The organism is Nonomuraea spiralis (assembly GCF_014648435.1).
GTDB classification, from domain to species: domain Bacteria; phylum Actinomycetota; class Actinomycetes; order Streptosporangiales; family Streptosporangiaceae; genus Nonomuraea; species Nonomuraea spiralis.
In genome coordinates, this window is sequence record NZ_BMRC01000020.1 from 50,067 (window position 1) to 65,921 (window position 15,855).

General features: G+C 69.9%; 13 protein-coding genes and 1 pseudogene. 2 read left to right on the top strand and 12 right to left on the bottom strand.

What is annotated here, in order from left to right; translation table 11 throughout:
• Positions 1-309: 309 nt before the first annotated feature.
• The 3 genes from IEZ27_RS36975 to IEZ27_RS36985 all read right to left on the bottom strand — a co-directional run bounded on the left by IEZ27_RS36975 (position 310) and on the right by IEZ27_RS36985 (position 4,828).
• Entirely contained in the window at positions 310-654 is a 345-nt protein-coding gene (locus tag IEZ27_RS36975) for a hypothetical protein (RefSeq protein ID WP_189651513.1), read from the bottom strand.
• Between the two features lie 169 nt (positions 655-823).
• Positions 824-1,390 (bottom strand): GNAT family N-acetyltransferase, encoded by a 567-nt coding sequence (locus IEZ27_RS36980; RefSeq protein ID WP_229824687.1) that lies wholly within the window; start codon positions 1,388-1,390, stop codon positions 824-826.
• 201 nt (positions 1,391-1,591) lie between these two features.
• On the bottom strand, positions 1,592-4,828 hold the full coding sequence (locus tag IEZ27_RS36985; protein ID WP_189651514.1) for a BTAD domain-containing putative transcriptional regulator: 3,237 nt from the start codon (positions 4,826-4,828) through the stop codon (positions 1,592-1,594).
• 240 nt (positions 4,829-5,068) lie between these two features.
• Here IEZ27_RS36985 and IEZ27_RS36990 point away from each other — a divergent pair, with 240 nt between their 5' ends.
• On the top strand, positions 5,069-5,653 hold the full coding sequence (locus tag IEZ27_RS36990; protein ID WP_189651515.1) for a dihydrofolate reductase family protein: 585 nt from the start codon (positions 5,069-5,071) through the stop codon (positions 5,651-5,653).
• 249 nt (positions 5,654-5,902) lie between these two features.
• Here IEZ27_RS36990 and IEZ27_RS36995 read toward each other — a convergent pair whose 3' ends face one another.
• Together IEZ27_RS36995 and IEZ27_RS37000 are read right to left on the bottom strand one after the other, a co-directional pair.
• Positions 5,903-6,910, bottom strand: a complete 1,008-nt coding sequence (locus tag IEZ27_RS36995; RefSeq protein ID WP_189651516.1) for an RNA polymerase subunit sigma-70 — start codon at positions 6,908-6,910, stop codon at positions 5,903-5,905.
• A 431-nt stretch (positions 6,911-7,341) separates the two neighbouring features.
• Complete coding sequence (locus tag IEZ27_RS37000) at positions 7,342-7,878, bottom strand: hypothetical protein (protein WP_189651517.1); 537 nt, start codon at positions 7,876-7,878, stop codon at positions 7,342-7,344.
• Between the two features lie 194 nt (positions 7,879-8,072).
• Between IEZ27_RS37000 and IEZ27_RS55655 the strand changes: the two are divergent.
• A pseudogene (locus tag IEZ27_RS55655) lies at positions 8,073-8,399 on the top strand (FtsX-like permease family protein); the annotation flags it as partial.
• A 117-nt stretch (positions 8,400-8,516) separates the two neighbouring features.
• Here IEZ27_RS55655 and IEZ27_RS37010 read toward each other — a convergent pair.
• The 7 genes from IEZ27_RS37010 to IEZ27_RS37040 form a co-directional block, all read right to left on the bottom strand.
• Positions 8,517-9,320 (bottom strand): hypothetical protein, encoded by an 804-nt coding sequence (locus tag IEZ27_RS37010; protein WP_189651519.1) that lies wholly within the window; start codon positions 9,318-9,320, stop codon positions 8,517-8,519.
• A gap of 290 nt (positions 9,321-9,610) precedes the next feature.
• On the bottom strand, positions 9,611-10,597 hold the full coding sequence (locus IEZ27_RS37015) for an agmatine deiminase family protein (RefSeq protein WP_229824688.1): 987 nt from the start codon (positions 10,595-10,597) through the stop codon (positions 9,611-9,613).
• Between the two features lie 187 nt (positions 10,598-10,784).
• Positions 10,785-11,534 carry an ABC transporter ATP-binding protein gene (locus IEZ27_RS37020; RefSeq protein WP_189651521.1) on the bottom strand — a complete coding sequence of 250 codons (750 nt, stop codon included), beginning with the start codon at positions 11,532-11,534 and terminating at the stop codon, positions 10,785-10,787.
• Positions 11,527-12,474, bottom strand: coding sequence for an ABC transporter ATP-binding protein (locus tag IEZ27_RS37025; RefSeq protein ID WP_189651522.1), 948 nt, complete (start codon positions 12,472-12,474; stop codon positions 11,527-11,529). Before IEZ27_RS37025 ends, IEZ27_RS37020 begins: the two co-directional genes overlap by 8 nt.
• The gene (locus tag IEZ27_RS37030; protein ID WP_189651523.1) at positions 12,471-13,331 is read right to left on the bottom strand and encodes an ABC transporter permease; all 861 of its coding nucleotides are present in this window, start codon (positions 13,329-13,331) and stop codon (positions 12,471-12,473) included. The genes IEZ27_RS37025 and IEZ27_RS37030 overlap by 4 nt, the downstream gene beginning before the upstream one ends.
• Entirely contained in the window at positions 13,328-14,284 is a 957-nt protein-coding gene (locus IEZ27_RS37035; protein ID WP_229824689.1) for an ABC transporter permease, read from the bottom strand. Before IEZ27_RS37035 ends, IEZ27_RS37030 begins: the two co-directional genes overlap by 4 nt.
• A complete protein-coding gene (locus IEZ27_RS37040) occupies positions 14,281-15,849 on the bottom strand; it encodes an ABC transporter substrate-binding protein (protein WP_189651524.1) in 1,569 nt (522 codons plus the stop codon). The genes IEZ27_RS37035 and IEZ27_RS37040 overlap by 4 nt, the downstream gene beginning before the upstream one ends.
• Positions 15,850-15,855: the final 6 nt, after the last annotated feature.

Sequence of the window (15,855 nt, forward strand, 5' to 3'; positions counted from 1 at the left end):
TGTCCCTCAGATCGCGGCGGCGGTCCACGAGGTGCTGTCGATCCCCGTCCGCGTGCTTGATCGCCGGGGCAGATCTCCCGCGGCGATCGTGTCGGTGCAGGCCACGTGGAGGGTGTCCACGACGGCGCGAGCAACTGGCCCTGGGACACCTCGCCCTGGAGGCGGCCCAGTCCACCGCCGATGGCCGCCACCCTGGTCGGGGTGGCGGCCATCGTGGTGTTGGGTCATTGGGGCCGGTTGGCGAGCTCGGTCTTGGAGGCTCGCTGCTCCCGAAGAGGTCCCAGCCCCGAAGTCAGAGCGTTCTGCTGTTCACTTGACGTCGATCCAGTCGTAGGTGCCGCTCGAGAGCGTCGGCAGCGATACCCATCCGCTTTCGGATCCGTGGACGCTCATCCCGCTGCTCGTCAGCGTGCCGGCGTTCTGGCGCCACCCCCAGACGGTGAAGGTCCTGACCTTGCCGACCGGGCCCGTGCAGTTGACGGAGAACCCTCTGATACCTCCACCACGGACAGTGAGCACCTTTTTGTAGCAGCTCAGGTCAGGGGCAATGTAGACGGTGGTGGCGGAGGCCGACCCCGCAGGGACAACGATGAATCCGCTCACTGCCACGAGCCCGATGATGAATGCACGGCGCATTGCCGTCGTAGGTCGCATGCGGCACACCGTAGAACGCAGCGCTATGGATCGGCTTTAGACGGCCCACAGCCCAAGTACGGCTGGAAGGGACAGCCATGTTCGAGTCAAAATCCTCGCGCGCACACCCGCCGTGACCAGGAGACTGTCCCTTTCAGCGTTGCTTGGTCTGCGCCCCTCACTGGGTTGGTCACGCCTGGCGGCCGCGGTTGGCGGGGACTTCGAAGATGAGTCCGAGACCTTCCTCTTCGTCCCAATCTTCGCCGACCTGGACGAAGCCGAAGCCGGCGATCGTGGCCAGGGACGCCACATTGTCGGGACTGATCGTCGCCCGTACGGTCTTGACCTCCGGTTCGGCCGCGGCCCGACGCAACAGCTCGATCAGGATGGCTCGGCCATAGCCCTGGCGGCGGAAGTCGGGAGCGACGGCGTAGCCGATCTCCACCATGCCCGCCTCATCGGGCGGTCCGTGAAACCCGGCATGACCGATGACGACACCTTCGGGCCCGGTCACCGCCTGCCGCGCCATCCACCGCGCGTGGCCGGGATCGGCGGCCATCTGGTCGATCCGAACCCGCCACAGCCATCGCGCTCTGTCTGTCACGAAGTACTCGGTCAGCGCGACCCCAGCCGTGTCGCCGGCTGCGGGCAGATCCCCGTCGAGCAGAGCGGACATCGCAGCGCTCGACAACTCGACAAAGCGCACATGCTTCGAACTGGTGGGGAACGACGTCTGGCGATCGGTTTCATCTGTCACGTGCGGATGATCGCAAAAATGTCCGACAGGCACCCACCGAATTTCGGAGAGTACCTGTCAGCCGGGCGACGCCCCACGAAGCTGGTCGTCGCGACGTGCCGTGGAACGCTCGGGGACGCGGCGGCCTCACACTGCAGGGGTCTGCTGAGCAACGGCCGTGAATCCGAACATCAGCGGCTCAGCCCATCGTCCAGCGCGCGATCACATGTCCGCCGGTTCCTGGTCGAGTTCGGCCAGGAACCGCTCGGAACGGCGCGCGAAGAGGTGGGCCCCGCGTTCGTCCGAGTGGGCGCGGGCTGCTTCGGCGGCGGCTCGTACGACGTCGACGGGTTCGCCACGGGCGTGCAGCAGGCGTGCGCGCAGCAACAGCAGGAGCCCTTCGGCGAAACGTTGGCCGTAGGTCGTGAGGGCCTGGTCGGCTCGGTCGAGTGCGGTTGCGGCCGCGTCGGGCATGTCGGCGGCCAGCCACATCTCGGCGATCAGTCCGTAGTGGTAGGCGATGCCCCATCGCGGCGGGTCGAGGAGGGTCGCGGCCAGGAGTTGTTCGGCCTCCGCCGCCTTGCCTGCCGGGTCGTCGCCGGTGAGTGCACAGGCCCAGTGCCAGTCCAGCCGGATGTAGTGCTCCTGCGCGACGCCGGAGCGGTCGTCGCCGGCCGCGATCCACCGCTCGGCCGCCCACCTCACATGTCGCGCGTCACCGGCCATCGAGGCCGCCATGGTGTGGTAGTAGGCCCAGACCGACATCGCCACCGGGTCTTCGTCGGCCGGGTACGCTGTGTCGATCGTGGACCGTGCCGTCTCGGCATCGCCGTGCAGCGCGGTGATCACGGCCAGCCAGCCGATCCGTTCGTTCGGCACCTTCCACGGTCCGAGGTCGCCGGCTCCATGGCGCGGGCTGGTCTGGCCTGGCGCGCTGAGGAAGCGGTACGCCTCGCCGATGTTGCCGATGTCCCACTGGTACAGGCCCCAGGCATGCCGGCCGTACGCCTGGATGGTCGGGTCGGCGGACGCCTGTCCTCGCTCGTACACCCGGCGAGCCCACCTTCCACGGTCCTTCTCGATCGAGGTGTAGGCCCCGACGAGCCGAACGAACAGAAAGTGCACGGCCGCCTTCTCGCGGCCGAGCGTGCGGGCCAGGTACTCGGCCCGCTCCAGCAGGTCGAACGTCGAACCGCCGTATCCCCCGTGCCTGCTGGCGACAAGGGTGAGCAGTGACAGCACCGACAGCTCCAGGTCCCGCAGGCCGGCTGTGCGCGCGATCCGGGCGGCCGAGTCCAGGTGCCGACCGGCGGCCGTGAACGCGAGTTTGGTCGCCGCGCGGCGCCCGGCACGGGCCAGTGCCTGCGCGGTGCGAGCCGGGTCGGCGAGCGGGCCGGCGGCCCAGAGGTGGTGGGCGAGGCGTTCGGCGACGGACTCGTCGTCCACATGGATGCGTTCGAGGGCGTCGGCGACCTGCAGATGCAGGTGGACGGTCTGCTGCCGGGTCGTGGTCTCGGTGACAGACTCGCGGACCAGGTCGTGCGCGAACCGTAGCGAATGCGGGCTTTCCGGCTTGGTTTCCAGCAGACCGAGCGCCTGCAGCGGTTCGAGGCGTTCGAGGCAGTCCGCGACGTCGACGCCGCCGGCGGCGGCGAGCAGGGCGAGGTCCACGTCGCGGCCGATGAGCGCGGCGACATGCAGCAGGTCGCGAGCGCTGTCGTCGAGACCGGCCATCCGGTCGCGGACGACGTCTCGTACGGTGGCCGGTACCCCGGCCGGCACTGCCGCCTCGCCGTCGCGCAGCGAGCCGCCATCGCTCAGCAGCCGGGACAACTCCCGGACGAAGAACGGATTGCCGGCCGTACGGGTATGGATGCCGCGGGCGACGTCAGCGCCCGGGTCCTGGCCGATCTCGCGGCGGATGAGCTCGGTCACCTCGGTCAAGCCGAGCGGGCCGAGCCGGATCCTGCGGTGATCCGGCAGCCGGCTGGCCGCGGCCAGGACCCGCGACAGGTCAGAGCCGGGTACGGGTGCGCGGTCACGGAGTGCGCCGATGATCACCGTGCCGGCGGGCAGCCGGGCCGCGAGGTGGCCGAACAGCTGGAGCGAGGCGGCGTCAGCCCATTGGAGATCATCGAGGATCAGCAGCGTGGGCCGTTGCGCCGAGGCCTGTCCGACCACGGTGACGACCTGTTCGAGCAGGCGGAACTGGGCGCCGCTGTCGGGAATCGTTGGCGCGGCCGCGCTGTCGTTTCGCGGTTCGAGGAGTCCGCCGAGATCACTGGCGAGCCATTTCTCCCGCAACGGCGCCGGCAGGCTGTCGAGGATCGGACGGAGCGCCTGCTCCCACGGCCACATCGGCGGTGTTCCATCTCCTTCCAAGCAGGAACTCCAGACCACGAACGCGCCGAGCCGGCTCGCCTCGGCGGCGGCTTCCTGCAGCAGGCGGGTCTTGCCCACGCCCGGTTCGCCTTCGACGATGGCGAGCGCCGAGTGGCCGGTGAGCGCCATCTCGACGGCTTGCCGCAGGACGGCGAGCTCCTCGGCCCGGCCGACCAGCCCGGCCGCCGCTCGCGCCGACGCGCCGTCACCCCCGACGTCCGCACCCGTCACGACCGGCGACGTCGGAGGCTGCGCCAGTACCTGCAGATATGCGGCCTGCAGCGCCGGGCCGGGCTCGACACCGAGCTCGTCGGCAAGGCAGTCGCTGACCGTGCGGAACGCCGACAGTGCCTCCGCACGGCGTCCCGCGGCCCCGAGGATGGCGATGAGGCCGGCCTGCACCGGCTCATGGAACGGCGCCATCGACGCGGCCAGCCGCAACGCCGGCAGCACAGGCGCCGGCCGGCGCTGCGACATCGCCAGTTCGGCCGCCGCGGCGCACGCGGCGTGGAACTCTTCGTCGAGGGCCGCGAAGATCGGCAACGCGGTTGGCCCATGCGTGAATCCGTCGCCCGCACGGCCCTGCCACAGGCCGAGCGCTTCGATGTAGCGATCAAGCGCCGCTTCGTGACGATGCTCTGCGAGGGCCTCTTTCGCGGTCTCGACGAGCTCCCGGAAGGCGACCAGGTCCGACATGCCGGAAGGCGCCGTGAACAGGTAGGTGTTGCCGCGGCGATGCAGGTACGAGCCGGTTCCACGGGAGGGGATCGCGGGTTCGAGCAGCCGCCGCACCGCGCCGACGTACTTCTGGATGATGTTGAGCGCGCTGCTGGGGACGTCGTCGCCCCAGATCAGATCGATCAACTCGCTCGCGCTGATCGGCCTGCCCACCCGAGCCAGCAGCAAGGCCAGCAGATACGCCTGCTGCCGGGGACCGATATCCAGCTCGACACCGTCCCGCCACACCCGTAACGGGCCGAGGACCCGCAGGCGCAGACCAACGCCACCGACCGGCGGCTCCTCGTCGTCAGGCTGGACCGGATGAACTGGCAAGGCCACGCCGACCCCCGGGAACATCGCAGATCGTCGGCCGACCAGCCGACGAACGCGGAGTTTTAGCGCGCACAAGCCTACCGGTCCAAACCCTGCCCAGACGACCGTTCCGAACGGTGATCAGCTGCACGATCAGTGTCTCGATCTCCCGGCCCGTGGCTCGAGCGCGGAACCGTACCCGATCCGCCACAGATCGCGCACCGATTAGGATTCCGCGCCGCGCCCGTCTGTACGTGTGAGATCGATTCACAGGAGGCTGGCAGGATGCGGAAACTGATCTTCGGCATGAACGTGACCCTGGACGGCTACATCGCCGCGACCGGCGACGACATCGGCTGGAGTGGGGGAGAGGGGCCGGACTCTTCGCCGAGCGCCGAGCTGTTCCAGTGGTGGTATGACCAGATGCGGGCGAGCGAGCTGTCGCTGTACGGGCGCAAGCTGTGGGAGGCGATGAGCTCCCACTGGCCGACCGGCGACCAACGGCCCGACGCCACCCCGGCGGAGGTCGCGTTCGCGCGTCTCTGGCGGGACATGCCGAAGGTGGTGTTCTCATCGACGATCGACAAGGTCGACTGGAACACCCGCCTGGTCACCGGCGACGCGGTCGCCGAGATCGCCCGGCTCAAGGCCGAGAACGGCGGCCCGATGGACATCGCCGGCGCGACGCTCGCCGCGGCGGCCATGCGGGCCGGGCTGATCGACGAGTACGCGATCGTCACCCACCCGGTCCTGGTGGGCGGGGGCACGCCGTTCTTCACCGGGCTGGACAGCTGGGTGAACCTGAACCTGGTCGAGACGCGGACATTTCCCGGCGGCGTGATGCTGACCCGATACGAGACGCGGCGATGAGGGAACCTTCTCCCGGCGCTTCCTCGCGTTCCGGGTGAGTTGTCGACCGTCTCGCCGAAGATGAGGACGACGGCGTCGTTGATCGTGACGATGTTCTTCGGGCATGAGGATGCCCCGCCGGCAACGCCGGCGGGGCGGTGGTGTTCGCCGTGCCGCGTTGGTGTTCAGCTGGTCAGGGTGCTCACTCCGCGGTGACCTCGGTGACGCCGGCCCGTGCGCTGGACTCGTCGACGATGGGGACCTGCCTGATCACAGCGTCGCGGGCAGGCCCAGCCATGGTTTGTCGGTGGCGTCGAATCCGGTGAGCTCGGTGATCTTCCCGTCGACGATGTGCAGGACCGCGATGGTGAACAAACGGTATGCCGGGTCGTCGGGGGTGCGGAGGTACAACGCGGCGGCAGGCATGCGGTTGACCGTCGTGGCGGTGCAGCGCCAGTCGTCGTAGCCGCGCTGGAAGAGCCCACTGGAGACCCAGCCGTCCACCGCTTCCTCGGCCGTGACGATCAAGGCGCCCGGGTCGGGCAGCATCACGAAGCGCAGGTCGTCGCGCAGCAGGGCCATCAGCCCGTCGAGGTCGTTGCGCTCATGGGCGTCGATGTACGACTTCACCACGCCGCGCTCGTCATCCGACAGCTCGTGCGAGGCCGGGCTTCGCCAGTCGAGGCGGCGGTCGGGCAGTTGCTCGCGCATCGTCACGCGCGCCCGCTGCAGTGCGCTGGTCACCGATGCGACCGTCAGATCGAGGGCGTCGGCGGCATTCGACGCCGGCCAGCCGAGGACGTCGCGCACGATGAACACCGCCCGCTGCCGCGGCGGCAGGTGCTGGACGGCGACGATGAACGCCAGCTCGATCGTCTCCCGCGTCACCACCGATTCCTGCGGGTCCGCCGGGAGCATCCGGTCCGGGTAGGGCTGCAAGTAGTGCACTTCCGAGCCCGCGCTCGGCAGCCCGGCAGGCACGGGTGTGCGATCGTTGCGCTTGCCCAGGAAGTCGAGGCAGGCGTTCGTCGCAATCCGGTACAGCCAGGTCCGCAGCGCAGCGTGGCCCTTGAACGACTCCCGTTTGTTCCACGCCCGCAGGAACGTCTCCTGCGTCATGTCCTGGGCGTCCTCGTAGTTCGCGAGCATCCGGTAGCAGTGCACCTGCAGCTCACGCCGGTAGCGCTCCGTGATGAGCGCGAACTGTGCCGCGTCATGGGAGCGGGCCGCCGCGATGAACGCGGCCTCGTCGTCGCCTGGCAGTCTGGCGTCGGTCATGGTGGTCAATCCTTCCGCGGGTGGCGAGGGGACACCAGAACAGACGACGTGGCGGAGGATTTCTGAGCGGTGAAGCCGCCGATACCGGGCCGTTCGTCAGGCCGGACGGGCCGGGTCGGGCACACCCTCGATGTCGAGAGGGGATCCCCGTGGTACCGGGGAAGGACCGGGCGGCCATGGCTGATCGCCCAGTGCGGCGGCAGGCCGGAGGCAAGCCCCATGCGTGACAACCGCGGCACCTCCTCGACGAGCACCGGCCTGAGCCGGTGATGGTGTGGACGTTGCCGCCGGGCGCCGTGGCCTGCGCTGTGAGACGGCCGTCGACCAGCAGGTCGTACGTGCCGTCCGGCGGGGCGGGATGCCTGCGGGCGTCACGTACGTGGGGGACAGGGGCGGAGGCGATGGAGCGCGTCACCGAAGAGGAGGGATGATCACATGCAGGTCGGAAGGTAGCGGCTCGTGGAGGAGAAGTCGCTGACCGAAAGAGAATCAGCTGTACTCAACCTCGTCACCTCGCTCGTTGTGACTGGTTCCGCACCGAGCCCAGGAGACCAGAAGCGGGAGTGCGGGTCGAGCGGGTTGACGACCACGACGAGCGTTGTCCGGCCGTCGGCGTCGTCGAATGTTCGTGTGCGCTCCTCATCGTGTCGCATCCGGTAGACCACCTGGCTGCATGCGGGAGCGTCGAAGGTGGCATAGTGCGCAGGCCCTTGCACCACATTGTTGTCAGACAATTCAACATGAATCTGGACGGTGGTCGGGAGGGCGTTCCCGTTCTTGACCGTGATCGTTCCGCCGGTCATGAGCGGGTCGGCGATATCCACTTCGCCCGGTTCGACGGTGACGCGCAGTGCGAAGTCACGCCGGCCGGCCCGATCAGACGCTGTTCTCGCCTGCTGAGCGTCCACCCGCTGCTGTTCACTGATCCGCAGGGCATTCATGGAGACGAGGAACGCGGGCACGGACATGAGACTCCCGGTGATCCCCGCGATGGCAGCCCAGAGCTGTACCGAAGTGAGCTTGCGGCGGAGAGGCCGACCCGTCCGACGGCGGGCGGCGAGTCGCCTGGTGGTTCGAGCGGTGAGGCGGGAAGCACGGTTGTGTCCAGGCATGTGCCCAGCGTGGAGGAGATGCTCTGGGATCGGGGGCCGATCGGCGTGTTGTGTTGTGCTGTCCTGGATGGTGTCGGTGCGCGATAGAACGGGCCCTCAAGAGCGCGCTGGCCGCCTACGCGCTGATCGCCGTCGTCCTGTCGCTGGTCATCGGGGCAGCCGAGCGGGCCAGGACGGTGTCGGTCCTGCGCACTTTGGGGTTGTCGGAGCGGCAGGCGCAGCGGCTGACCGTCCTGGAGGTCCTGCCCATGGTCTTCGCCGCCACGCTGGTCGGCCTGGGGCTGGGCCTCGGCCTCCCCAGCGTGCTCGGGGCCGGCGTGGACCTGTCGGCGTACGCCGGTGACCTGCCCGTCGGCGGCTACCCGCCAGACCTGTTCCTGCCGGGCGCGCCGGCGGCGGGACTGGCAGCTGTCGCCTGGGGCGGTGGTGTGCCTTCGATGGCCGGCAGTTCGGGGAACTGGATGCGCAAGGGGTGGGCGAGCGTACGCCTGGCCTCACGTCAAGCTGTCCAGGCCCTCCTGGCTGCGTCGGTGCGCCGCTCGCATCGGCCATGCACGGGTGGGCGCGTAGTCGACCTTGAGCTCGTGCAGCTGAGCGGCGAGCAGGTGGCTCGCCGCCCGGGTCGAGCCTTGGTGGTCCGTCACCGGATGCGGACCGTCCAGGAGGGACATGGTGAGGCGATAGGTCGACAGGGCCCTGTCCGTACCGGTCCTGGTCTGCTCCTCGGACGGTGCGCGGGAGAGGACCAGTACCGCCGGCTTCCGGTTCTCGGCGATGGCAGCGACGAGACGGTCGTGGCCGTCCAGGATCGCGTAGCAGTTGAGCCCGCTGAACCACCAGAGCAAGGCGGGCGGCAGGATCCCCTCCCGGGCCTGCTTGCGGTAAGCCTTCACCCTGCCGTTGTCGGGCGGTGACATCCGCCGCAGGGGCATGACCCCCCATGAGCCGGTGAACCAGTCGATGTAGCCGTCTGGATGATCATCGAGCAACAGGGAACGCCATCGGTCGGCCGACACGTCTTCCGTCCGGGACGCCCCTTCCCCGGCAAGCCGCCGGGAGAGCACCCACCGCCCCTCGTGGAAGGGGCCGATGGGGGAGGCTTCCAGGGCGTCGGCAAAACGATGCGCCCAGCGGGCGTACCAGGACGGTTGACCCGGCTCGGTGACCGCGCGCGCCTCGGCGGCCCGCAAGGGAGCCAGGGGTGACCGGTAGTTCTCCGTACGGGAGTACTCGACTCCGCCCCGATCGTCGTCGATCTCGGCGAAGAGCACCGCGTCCGGCCCCTGCGACAGGACCATCCGATTCCCGTTCGCCGCCTCAGGCCGCAGTCCCGGCTCGGCCGCGTGCTGAAGCTCCAGGCCGAGGCCGACCCAGGATCCGCCGTCGGTCGCCCCTGTCAGATTCGTCCGGCGCACCCGGCCGATCCTATCCGCGGGCCACGTCGCGGCTCCATCGCCACCCCGATGCCGGGCCTACCTCGATGAGGGCGCGTGGCGGTACCACGGCGGCTTCTTCGTGCGGGCCCGTGCTGCCGCCGATTCCGGCGGGAGCAGGTGCGCACGTGTGATCCATCGGGCATGGCGGAGTGTCAAGCGGGGGCGGGCAGCTGCTGGGTCGAGCAGTGGATGCCGCCGCCGCCCTCGCCGAGCGTGTCGACCGGCACCTGCACGACCTCGCGCCCGGGATACAGGTCCCGGACGATGGCGGCGGCGTTCTTGTCGGCCTTCCTGTCGCCGAAGCGGGGCAGGATGACCCCGCCGTTGACGACGTAGTAGTTGACGTAACTGGCCAGGAAGCCCTCGCCGCGGCGCCCGATGTCGACCGGTTCCGGGAGCTCGACGAGTTCGAGCCGCTTGCCGCGGGCGTCCACCGCCGATCGGAGGACCTTGCGCGCCTGGTCGTGGGCGGCGGTCCAGACGTCCTGCGGGGCGTCCTCGGGCGGGGTGCTGATCACCACCACTCCGGGCTCGGAGAAGCGGGCCAGCGCGTCGATGTGGTAGTCGGTGATGTCCTTGCCCTTGACGCCCTTCACCCAGATGAACGTGGTCGCGCCGACGGTCTCCCGCAGCCCGCGTTCGATGTCGGCGCGGGACTTGCCGGGGTTGCGGTTGTCGTTGACCAGGGAGCTCTCCGTCGCCATGAGCGTGCCCGCGCCGTCCACCTCGATCGAGCCGCCTTCCGCGACGATCGGCGCGTCGATCCTGGTGATGTGTTCCATGGTGAGGATCTTGCGGGCGACGTCCTTGTCGCGGGTGTGCTCCTGCTTGCCGCCCCAGCCGTTGAAGTGGAAGTCCACTCCAGCGATCTTGTCGCCGCGGAGCACGAAGGTGGGGCCGATGTCGCGCATCCACAGGTCGTCGACGGGGATGTCCACGACCTCGACCTGGGAGCCGCAGGCGCGCTGTGCGGCTTTGACGTCCTTGGGGTTGGCGAGCATGACCACGGGTTCGAAGTCGGCGATCGTGCGGGCGATGCGGGCGATGTCGTCGCGCACGCCCGCGGTGTCGGACTTCCAGATCAGCTCGGTCGGCCACGACATGAACGTCAGCCGGTGTGGATGCGTCTCTTCGGGCATCAGCCATCCGGCAGCCCTTGTGGCCGGGGCGTTCGGCTTGACGGCGGTCGTCGCCACGGCCCCCGTCGAGGGTGAGCCGCAGGCGCTCAGCGCGCCTCCGAAGGCCGCCAGAATCGCGGCTTGCAGCGTCTGACGTCGCGATATTCGCACAACAGCCCCCTGACTGAAATTTTCGTCAGCCAGGAGCTTACCGTGCCGGTTTCGGAACCGAGGACAGCAGGAGCCTGGTCCAGGCGTGTTGCGGCTGCCCCAGGACGTGCCTGGTCGGGCCACGCTCGACGATCTCCCCGTGCCGCATGACGACCAGGTCGTCGGTGATCTGACTCACGACGCCGAGGTCGTGGGTGATGAACAGGAACGCGGTGCCGGTCTGCTCGCGCAGATCGGCCAGGAGGTTGAGGATCTGAGCCTGCACGCAGACATCGAGTGCGGCCACGGCCTCGTCCAGCACCAGGACGGACGGCTCGACCGCGAGCGCGCGGGCGAGGGCGACGCGCTGGCGCTGGCCGCCCGACAATTGGCGAGGCAGCGCGGTGGCCTCGCGTTCGCCGAGGCCGACCTGATCGAGGAGCTGGGTGGTCCGCCGGGTGTGGTCGATGTCCGGGAAGTGCAGCTTCAAGGTCTCGCTCAGCACCGCGGTGGCGCTGAGCCGCGGATCCAGCGACAGGAACGGGTCCTGGAAGACGATCTGTATCTCGCGCGCCCGCCGTAGCCGCTCGGCCCGGCCCCGTCGCCGGCTGGAGCGGTCGTGACCGCGTACGGTGACGTGTCCGGCGTCGGGGCGCTCCAGGCCCACGATGATGCGGGCGGCGGTGGTCTTGCCCGACCCCGATCCGCCGACGATGCCGAGCGAGCCGCCTTCGGCCAGGGTGAAGGACACCCCGCGGACCGCCTGGACGTCGCCGTAGGACTTCGACAGCCCCTCGACTTCAAGCATGCTCGGCTCCGGTGAGACTGTGGTGGCAGGCGACGATGCCGTCGGCCAGGGCGAGCGCCGGGGGAGGGGCGTCGTGGCACTGTGGGGTCGCCCGCGGGCAGCGGGCGGCGAAGGCGCACCCGGTCAGCTCGGCCCGCAGGTCGGGTGGCTGCCCGGGTATGGTGGCCAGCCTCCGTCCGGGCGTTCGCGTGTCCTTCAGCACCCTGGGGGTCGCCGCGAGCAGGGCCGCGGTGTAGGGGTGGCGCGGGCGGGCGAACAGGGTGGACGCGGGCCCGCTCTCGGCGATCCGCCCCGCGTACATGACGTAGACACGATCGGCGATGGCCGCGGCCAGATCCAGGTCGTGGGTGACGAACAGCAGGCCGGTGCCGTATCTGCGCCGCAGGGAGTCCAGCAGGGTCACGACCTCGGCCTGGGTGGTGACGTCCAGGGCGGTCGTCGGCTCGTCGCACAGCAGCAGCTTCGGGCCGCCCATGAGTGCCGCGGCGATCGTGACCCGTTGCAGCATCCCGCCGGACAGCTGGTGCGGGTACTGCCGCAGGACCCGCGGATCCAGGCCGACCGCCTCGATGAGCTCGCGGGCCTGGTCGCCGGCGCCGGGCCGCCCTTCGAGGAGGAAGTCGCCGAGCCTGCGCAGCGGGTTGACGGCCGCGTGCGGGTCCTGGAAGATCATGGCGGCCGTGCGGCTGCGCAACGCGCGCAGCCGATCCGGGGTCATGGTGAGCACGTCCTCGCCCTGCACGGCGACGGTTCCCGCGGCGGACGCGCCGGGTGGCAGCAGCCCGAGAACGGTCCGTGAAGTGAGGCTCTTGCCGGATCCGGACTCGCCGACCAGCGCCACGGTCTCGCCCGGGGCCACGCTCAGATCGATGCCGTCCAGGACCGGGCGCGGCGCGCCGGGCAGCCACATGCGCAGGTCCGTGATCCGCAGCACGCTCATGCGGGCCTCCGCGACACCTGGTCGGCCCAGTGCTCGGCGACGACGTTGAAGGCCACCACGGTGAGCACGATCGCCGCGCAGGGCAGCAGCGCCGAGAGCGGGTGGCCCTGCAGCAGGGCGGACTGGCCGTCGTTGATCATCGATCCCCAGGTGGGTGTCAAGGGCGGCACTCCCAGCCCCAGGTAGGCCAGGGCGGAGAGGTCGAGCAGGGCGTAGCCGAAGTTGACCGACGACTGGGCGAGCACCACGGGTGCGATGTTGGGGATCAGATGGCGCAGGCAGATGGTCAGGCCGGAGAAGCCCTGGACCCGGTAGGCGGCCAGGTAGGGCCGCCGGCGTTCGGAGAGGGTGAGGTTGCGGGCCAGGCGGCTGACGTAGGGCAGGTAGGCCAGGGAGAGAGCGATGACCGGTGCGGTCACGCCCGTGCCGTACAGAGCCACGAAGATGATCGCCACGAGCAGGGCCGGGAACGCGAGCAGCAGCTCGGCGGCGCGGGACAGCAGCGTGTCGGGCCAGCCGCCGAGCCAACCGGCGGTGACGCCGACCAGAACGCCCGCGACGGTGGAGAAGACCACGACGGCGATGGGGCCTAGGAGTGAGGTGCCGGCGCTCGCGACGAGCCTGGACAGGGTGTCGCGGCCGGCCGCGTCGGCGCCGAGCAGATGAGCGGGTGACGGGCCGGTGAGTGCGGCGCCGAGGTCGGTGGCGTTGGGATCGTGGAGGGTGAGCACGGGCGCGGCGATCGCGAGCAGGGCCATCAGCGCGGCGAAGGTGCGGCAGATCAGGTAGAGCCAGTCACGGCGGGTGCGCAGGACGCGCATGACCTGACGGTGGAGGATCGGGTCGGCGCCGGTCATCCGGCATCGTTCCTGGCACCCAGGCGGACCCGGGGGTCGACCAAGGGGTGGCACAGGTCCACGATCAGGTTGGTCAGTGTGAACAGCGCGACCATCAGCATGGTGATGGCCTGGACGACGGGAAAGTCCCTGACCTGTACCGAGCTCTCCAGCAGCGCGCCGAGCCCGCCGATGCCGAAGGCGGCCTCGACCAGGACGGTGCTGATGACCAGCCCGGAGATGGTCAGGCCGCCGACGGTGACCACGGGGCCCAGGGCGTTGCGCAGAACGTGGCGCCGGATCACCAGGGGTTCCGGCAGGCCGCGGCTGCGCGCGACGGTGACATGGTCGAGGACGAGTTGGTCGCGCATGGCGCTACGGGTGACCCGGGCGAGCCAGCCGGTCCAGTACAGGGCCAGCGCCAGCGCCGGGAGCGTCAGATGATAGATCATGTCGGGCAGGCCGTCGCCGCTGCCGATGGTCGGGAACCAGCCGAGCTGGACGGAGAAGACCCACAGCAGGCCGATGGCGGCGACGAACGAGGGCGTGCCGAGTGCGACCGACGTCCCGACCAGCACCGCCGAGTCGGCGGCTCCGCCACGCACCGCCGCCAGCCGCCCCAGGCCGACGCCGAGGATCGTCACGAGCACGGCGGCCATCGTGATCAGCAGCAGCGTGCTGGGCAGCCGGGCCTCGATCAGGCCGAGCACCGGGCTGCGGTACTGCATCGACCGGCCCAGATCGCCGGTGAGCACGCGCCCGGCCCACTTGAGGTATCGCAGGAGGAACGGGTCGTCCAGGTGATACTGGGCTCTGATGACGGCCAGGGCTTGGGGGCTGGCCGCCCGGCCGCCGAGCAGGAACGTCTCCGGTCTCCCGGGGGCGAGGTAGATCGCGCCGAACACCAGGAACGAGGCGGCCGTCAGGGTCGCCGCCGCCTCCAGCAGGCGGCGCACGAGGAAGCGGGCCATCATCGCGCCCCCACGTCCGCCGCCCAGGGGTAGTACATGTAGGCGATCGAGGTCGGCGCGCCGGTGATGCGGTCACCGAGGTACAGGGACGTCGGCCATTCGGCGACGGGGATCCACAACATCTGGCCGACCTCGATGTCGCGCAGCCGGGTGGTCAGTGCCGCCCGTTCGACGGGGTCGTACTCGGCGACGGCCTGGTCGGCGAGCGCGTCGTAGCCGGGGTCGGAGTAGGCCATGTAGTTCTCGAAGGCGCCGCTGCGGAAGATCGAGTAGCCGGCCAGCGGGTCGGTGATCGACAGGTAGTAGGTGCAGGGGAACAGGTCGACCTCGGCGCGCGCCTTCGGGTCGGAGAACAGGGCGGTGTAGGCGTCGGGCGCGATGGTCTTGAGCTCGACCTGGAGCCCGATCTCGGTGCCCGCGGCCTGTACGGCGGTGGCCAGCAGGGACACGTCGGTGCCGATGGGGCTGGTGGCGACGGTGATCTTCTTGCCGGTGGCGCCCGCCTGCTTGATGAGTTCCCTGGCCGCGGCGACGTCGCGTCCGACGGCCGGCGGCACGGCCGACCGCGGAGGCCAGGCGTCGCGGGGCGCCGGGTCCGTGGCGATCGAGCCGACGCCCTGGAGTCCGGTCTTGATGAAGCCGTCGCGATCCAGGGCCAGCGAGAGCGCCCGCCGTACGCGGACATCGGCCAGTGTGCCCGTGAGGTGGGTGAAGGCGAGGTTGACGGTGGTCAGGCTCTTGCCGAAGTAGAGGCCCTGCCTCAGACGGGCGTAGCTCTCGGGGGCGATGAGGTAGCCGCCGTCGACCTCGCCGGTGAGCATGGCGTTGGTCCGGGCCGCCGGGTCGGTGATGAACCGGAAGGTGACCTTCCCGGCCTTGGCTCTCCTGTTCCAGTAGCCGGGGAAGCGGTCGAGTTCGATCGACTCGCCCTTGCGCCACGTGCCCAGCCGGAAGGGGCCGGTACAGTCCACGCCGGCGTCCGGGCTGCCGTAGTCACGGCCTTCGGCCTTGACCGCCCGAGGGTTGACGACCGTGCCCGCGGACGTGGCCATCCACTGGTTGAACTGCGAGTCGGGCCGTCTCAGCCGGACGGTCACCTCCATCGGCCCGCTCGCGGTGATCGAGGCGACGCGGTCGAAGGACTTGGCCCAGTACGAGCCCAGCGCCGGGTCCAGGTGGCGGCGCAGGCTGTAGACGACGTCGTCGGCTGTCACCTCGCCGCCGCCGTGGTACTTCACACCGGCCCGGATGCGGTAGACGAACGTCCTGGAATCCGGCTGCTTCACCTGGGAAGCCAGCCCGGGCTCCAGACCGAGCTGCGGGGTCCAGCGCATCAGGCTCTCGCAGACATTGGACAGGATCATGTTCTGCGGATAGTCGAAGGCGTAGATGTAGTCCAGCGTCGGCGGCTCGGCGTAGATGGACCAGGTGAAGGAGTCGATGTCGCCCTTGGCGGGCGGTGTCGAGGCCGACAGCGTGAAACCGGCCTCGCCCGTGGAGCGGGGGGTGGCGGCCCCGCCGCAGGCCGCCGTCAGGAAGACGACGGCCGTGAGCGCTGCGATCCGCATGGGTGT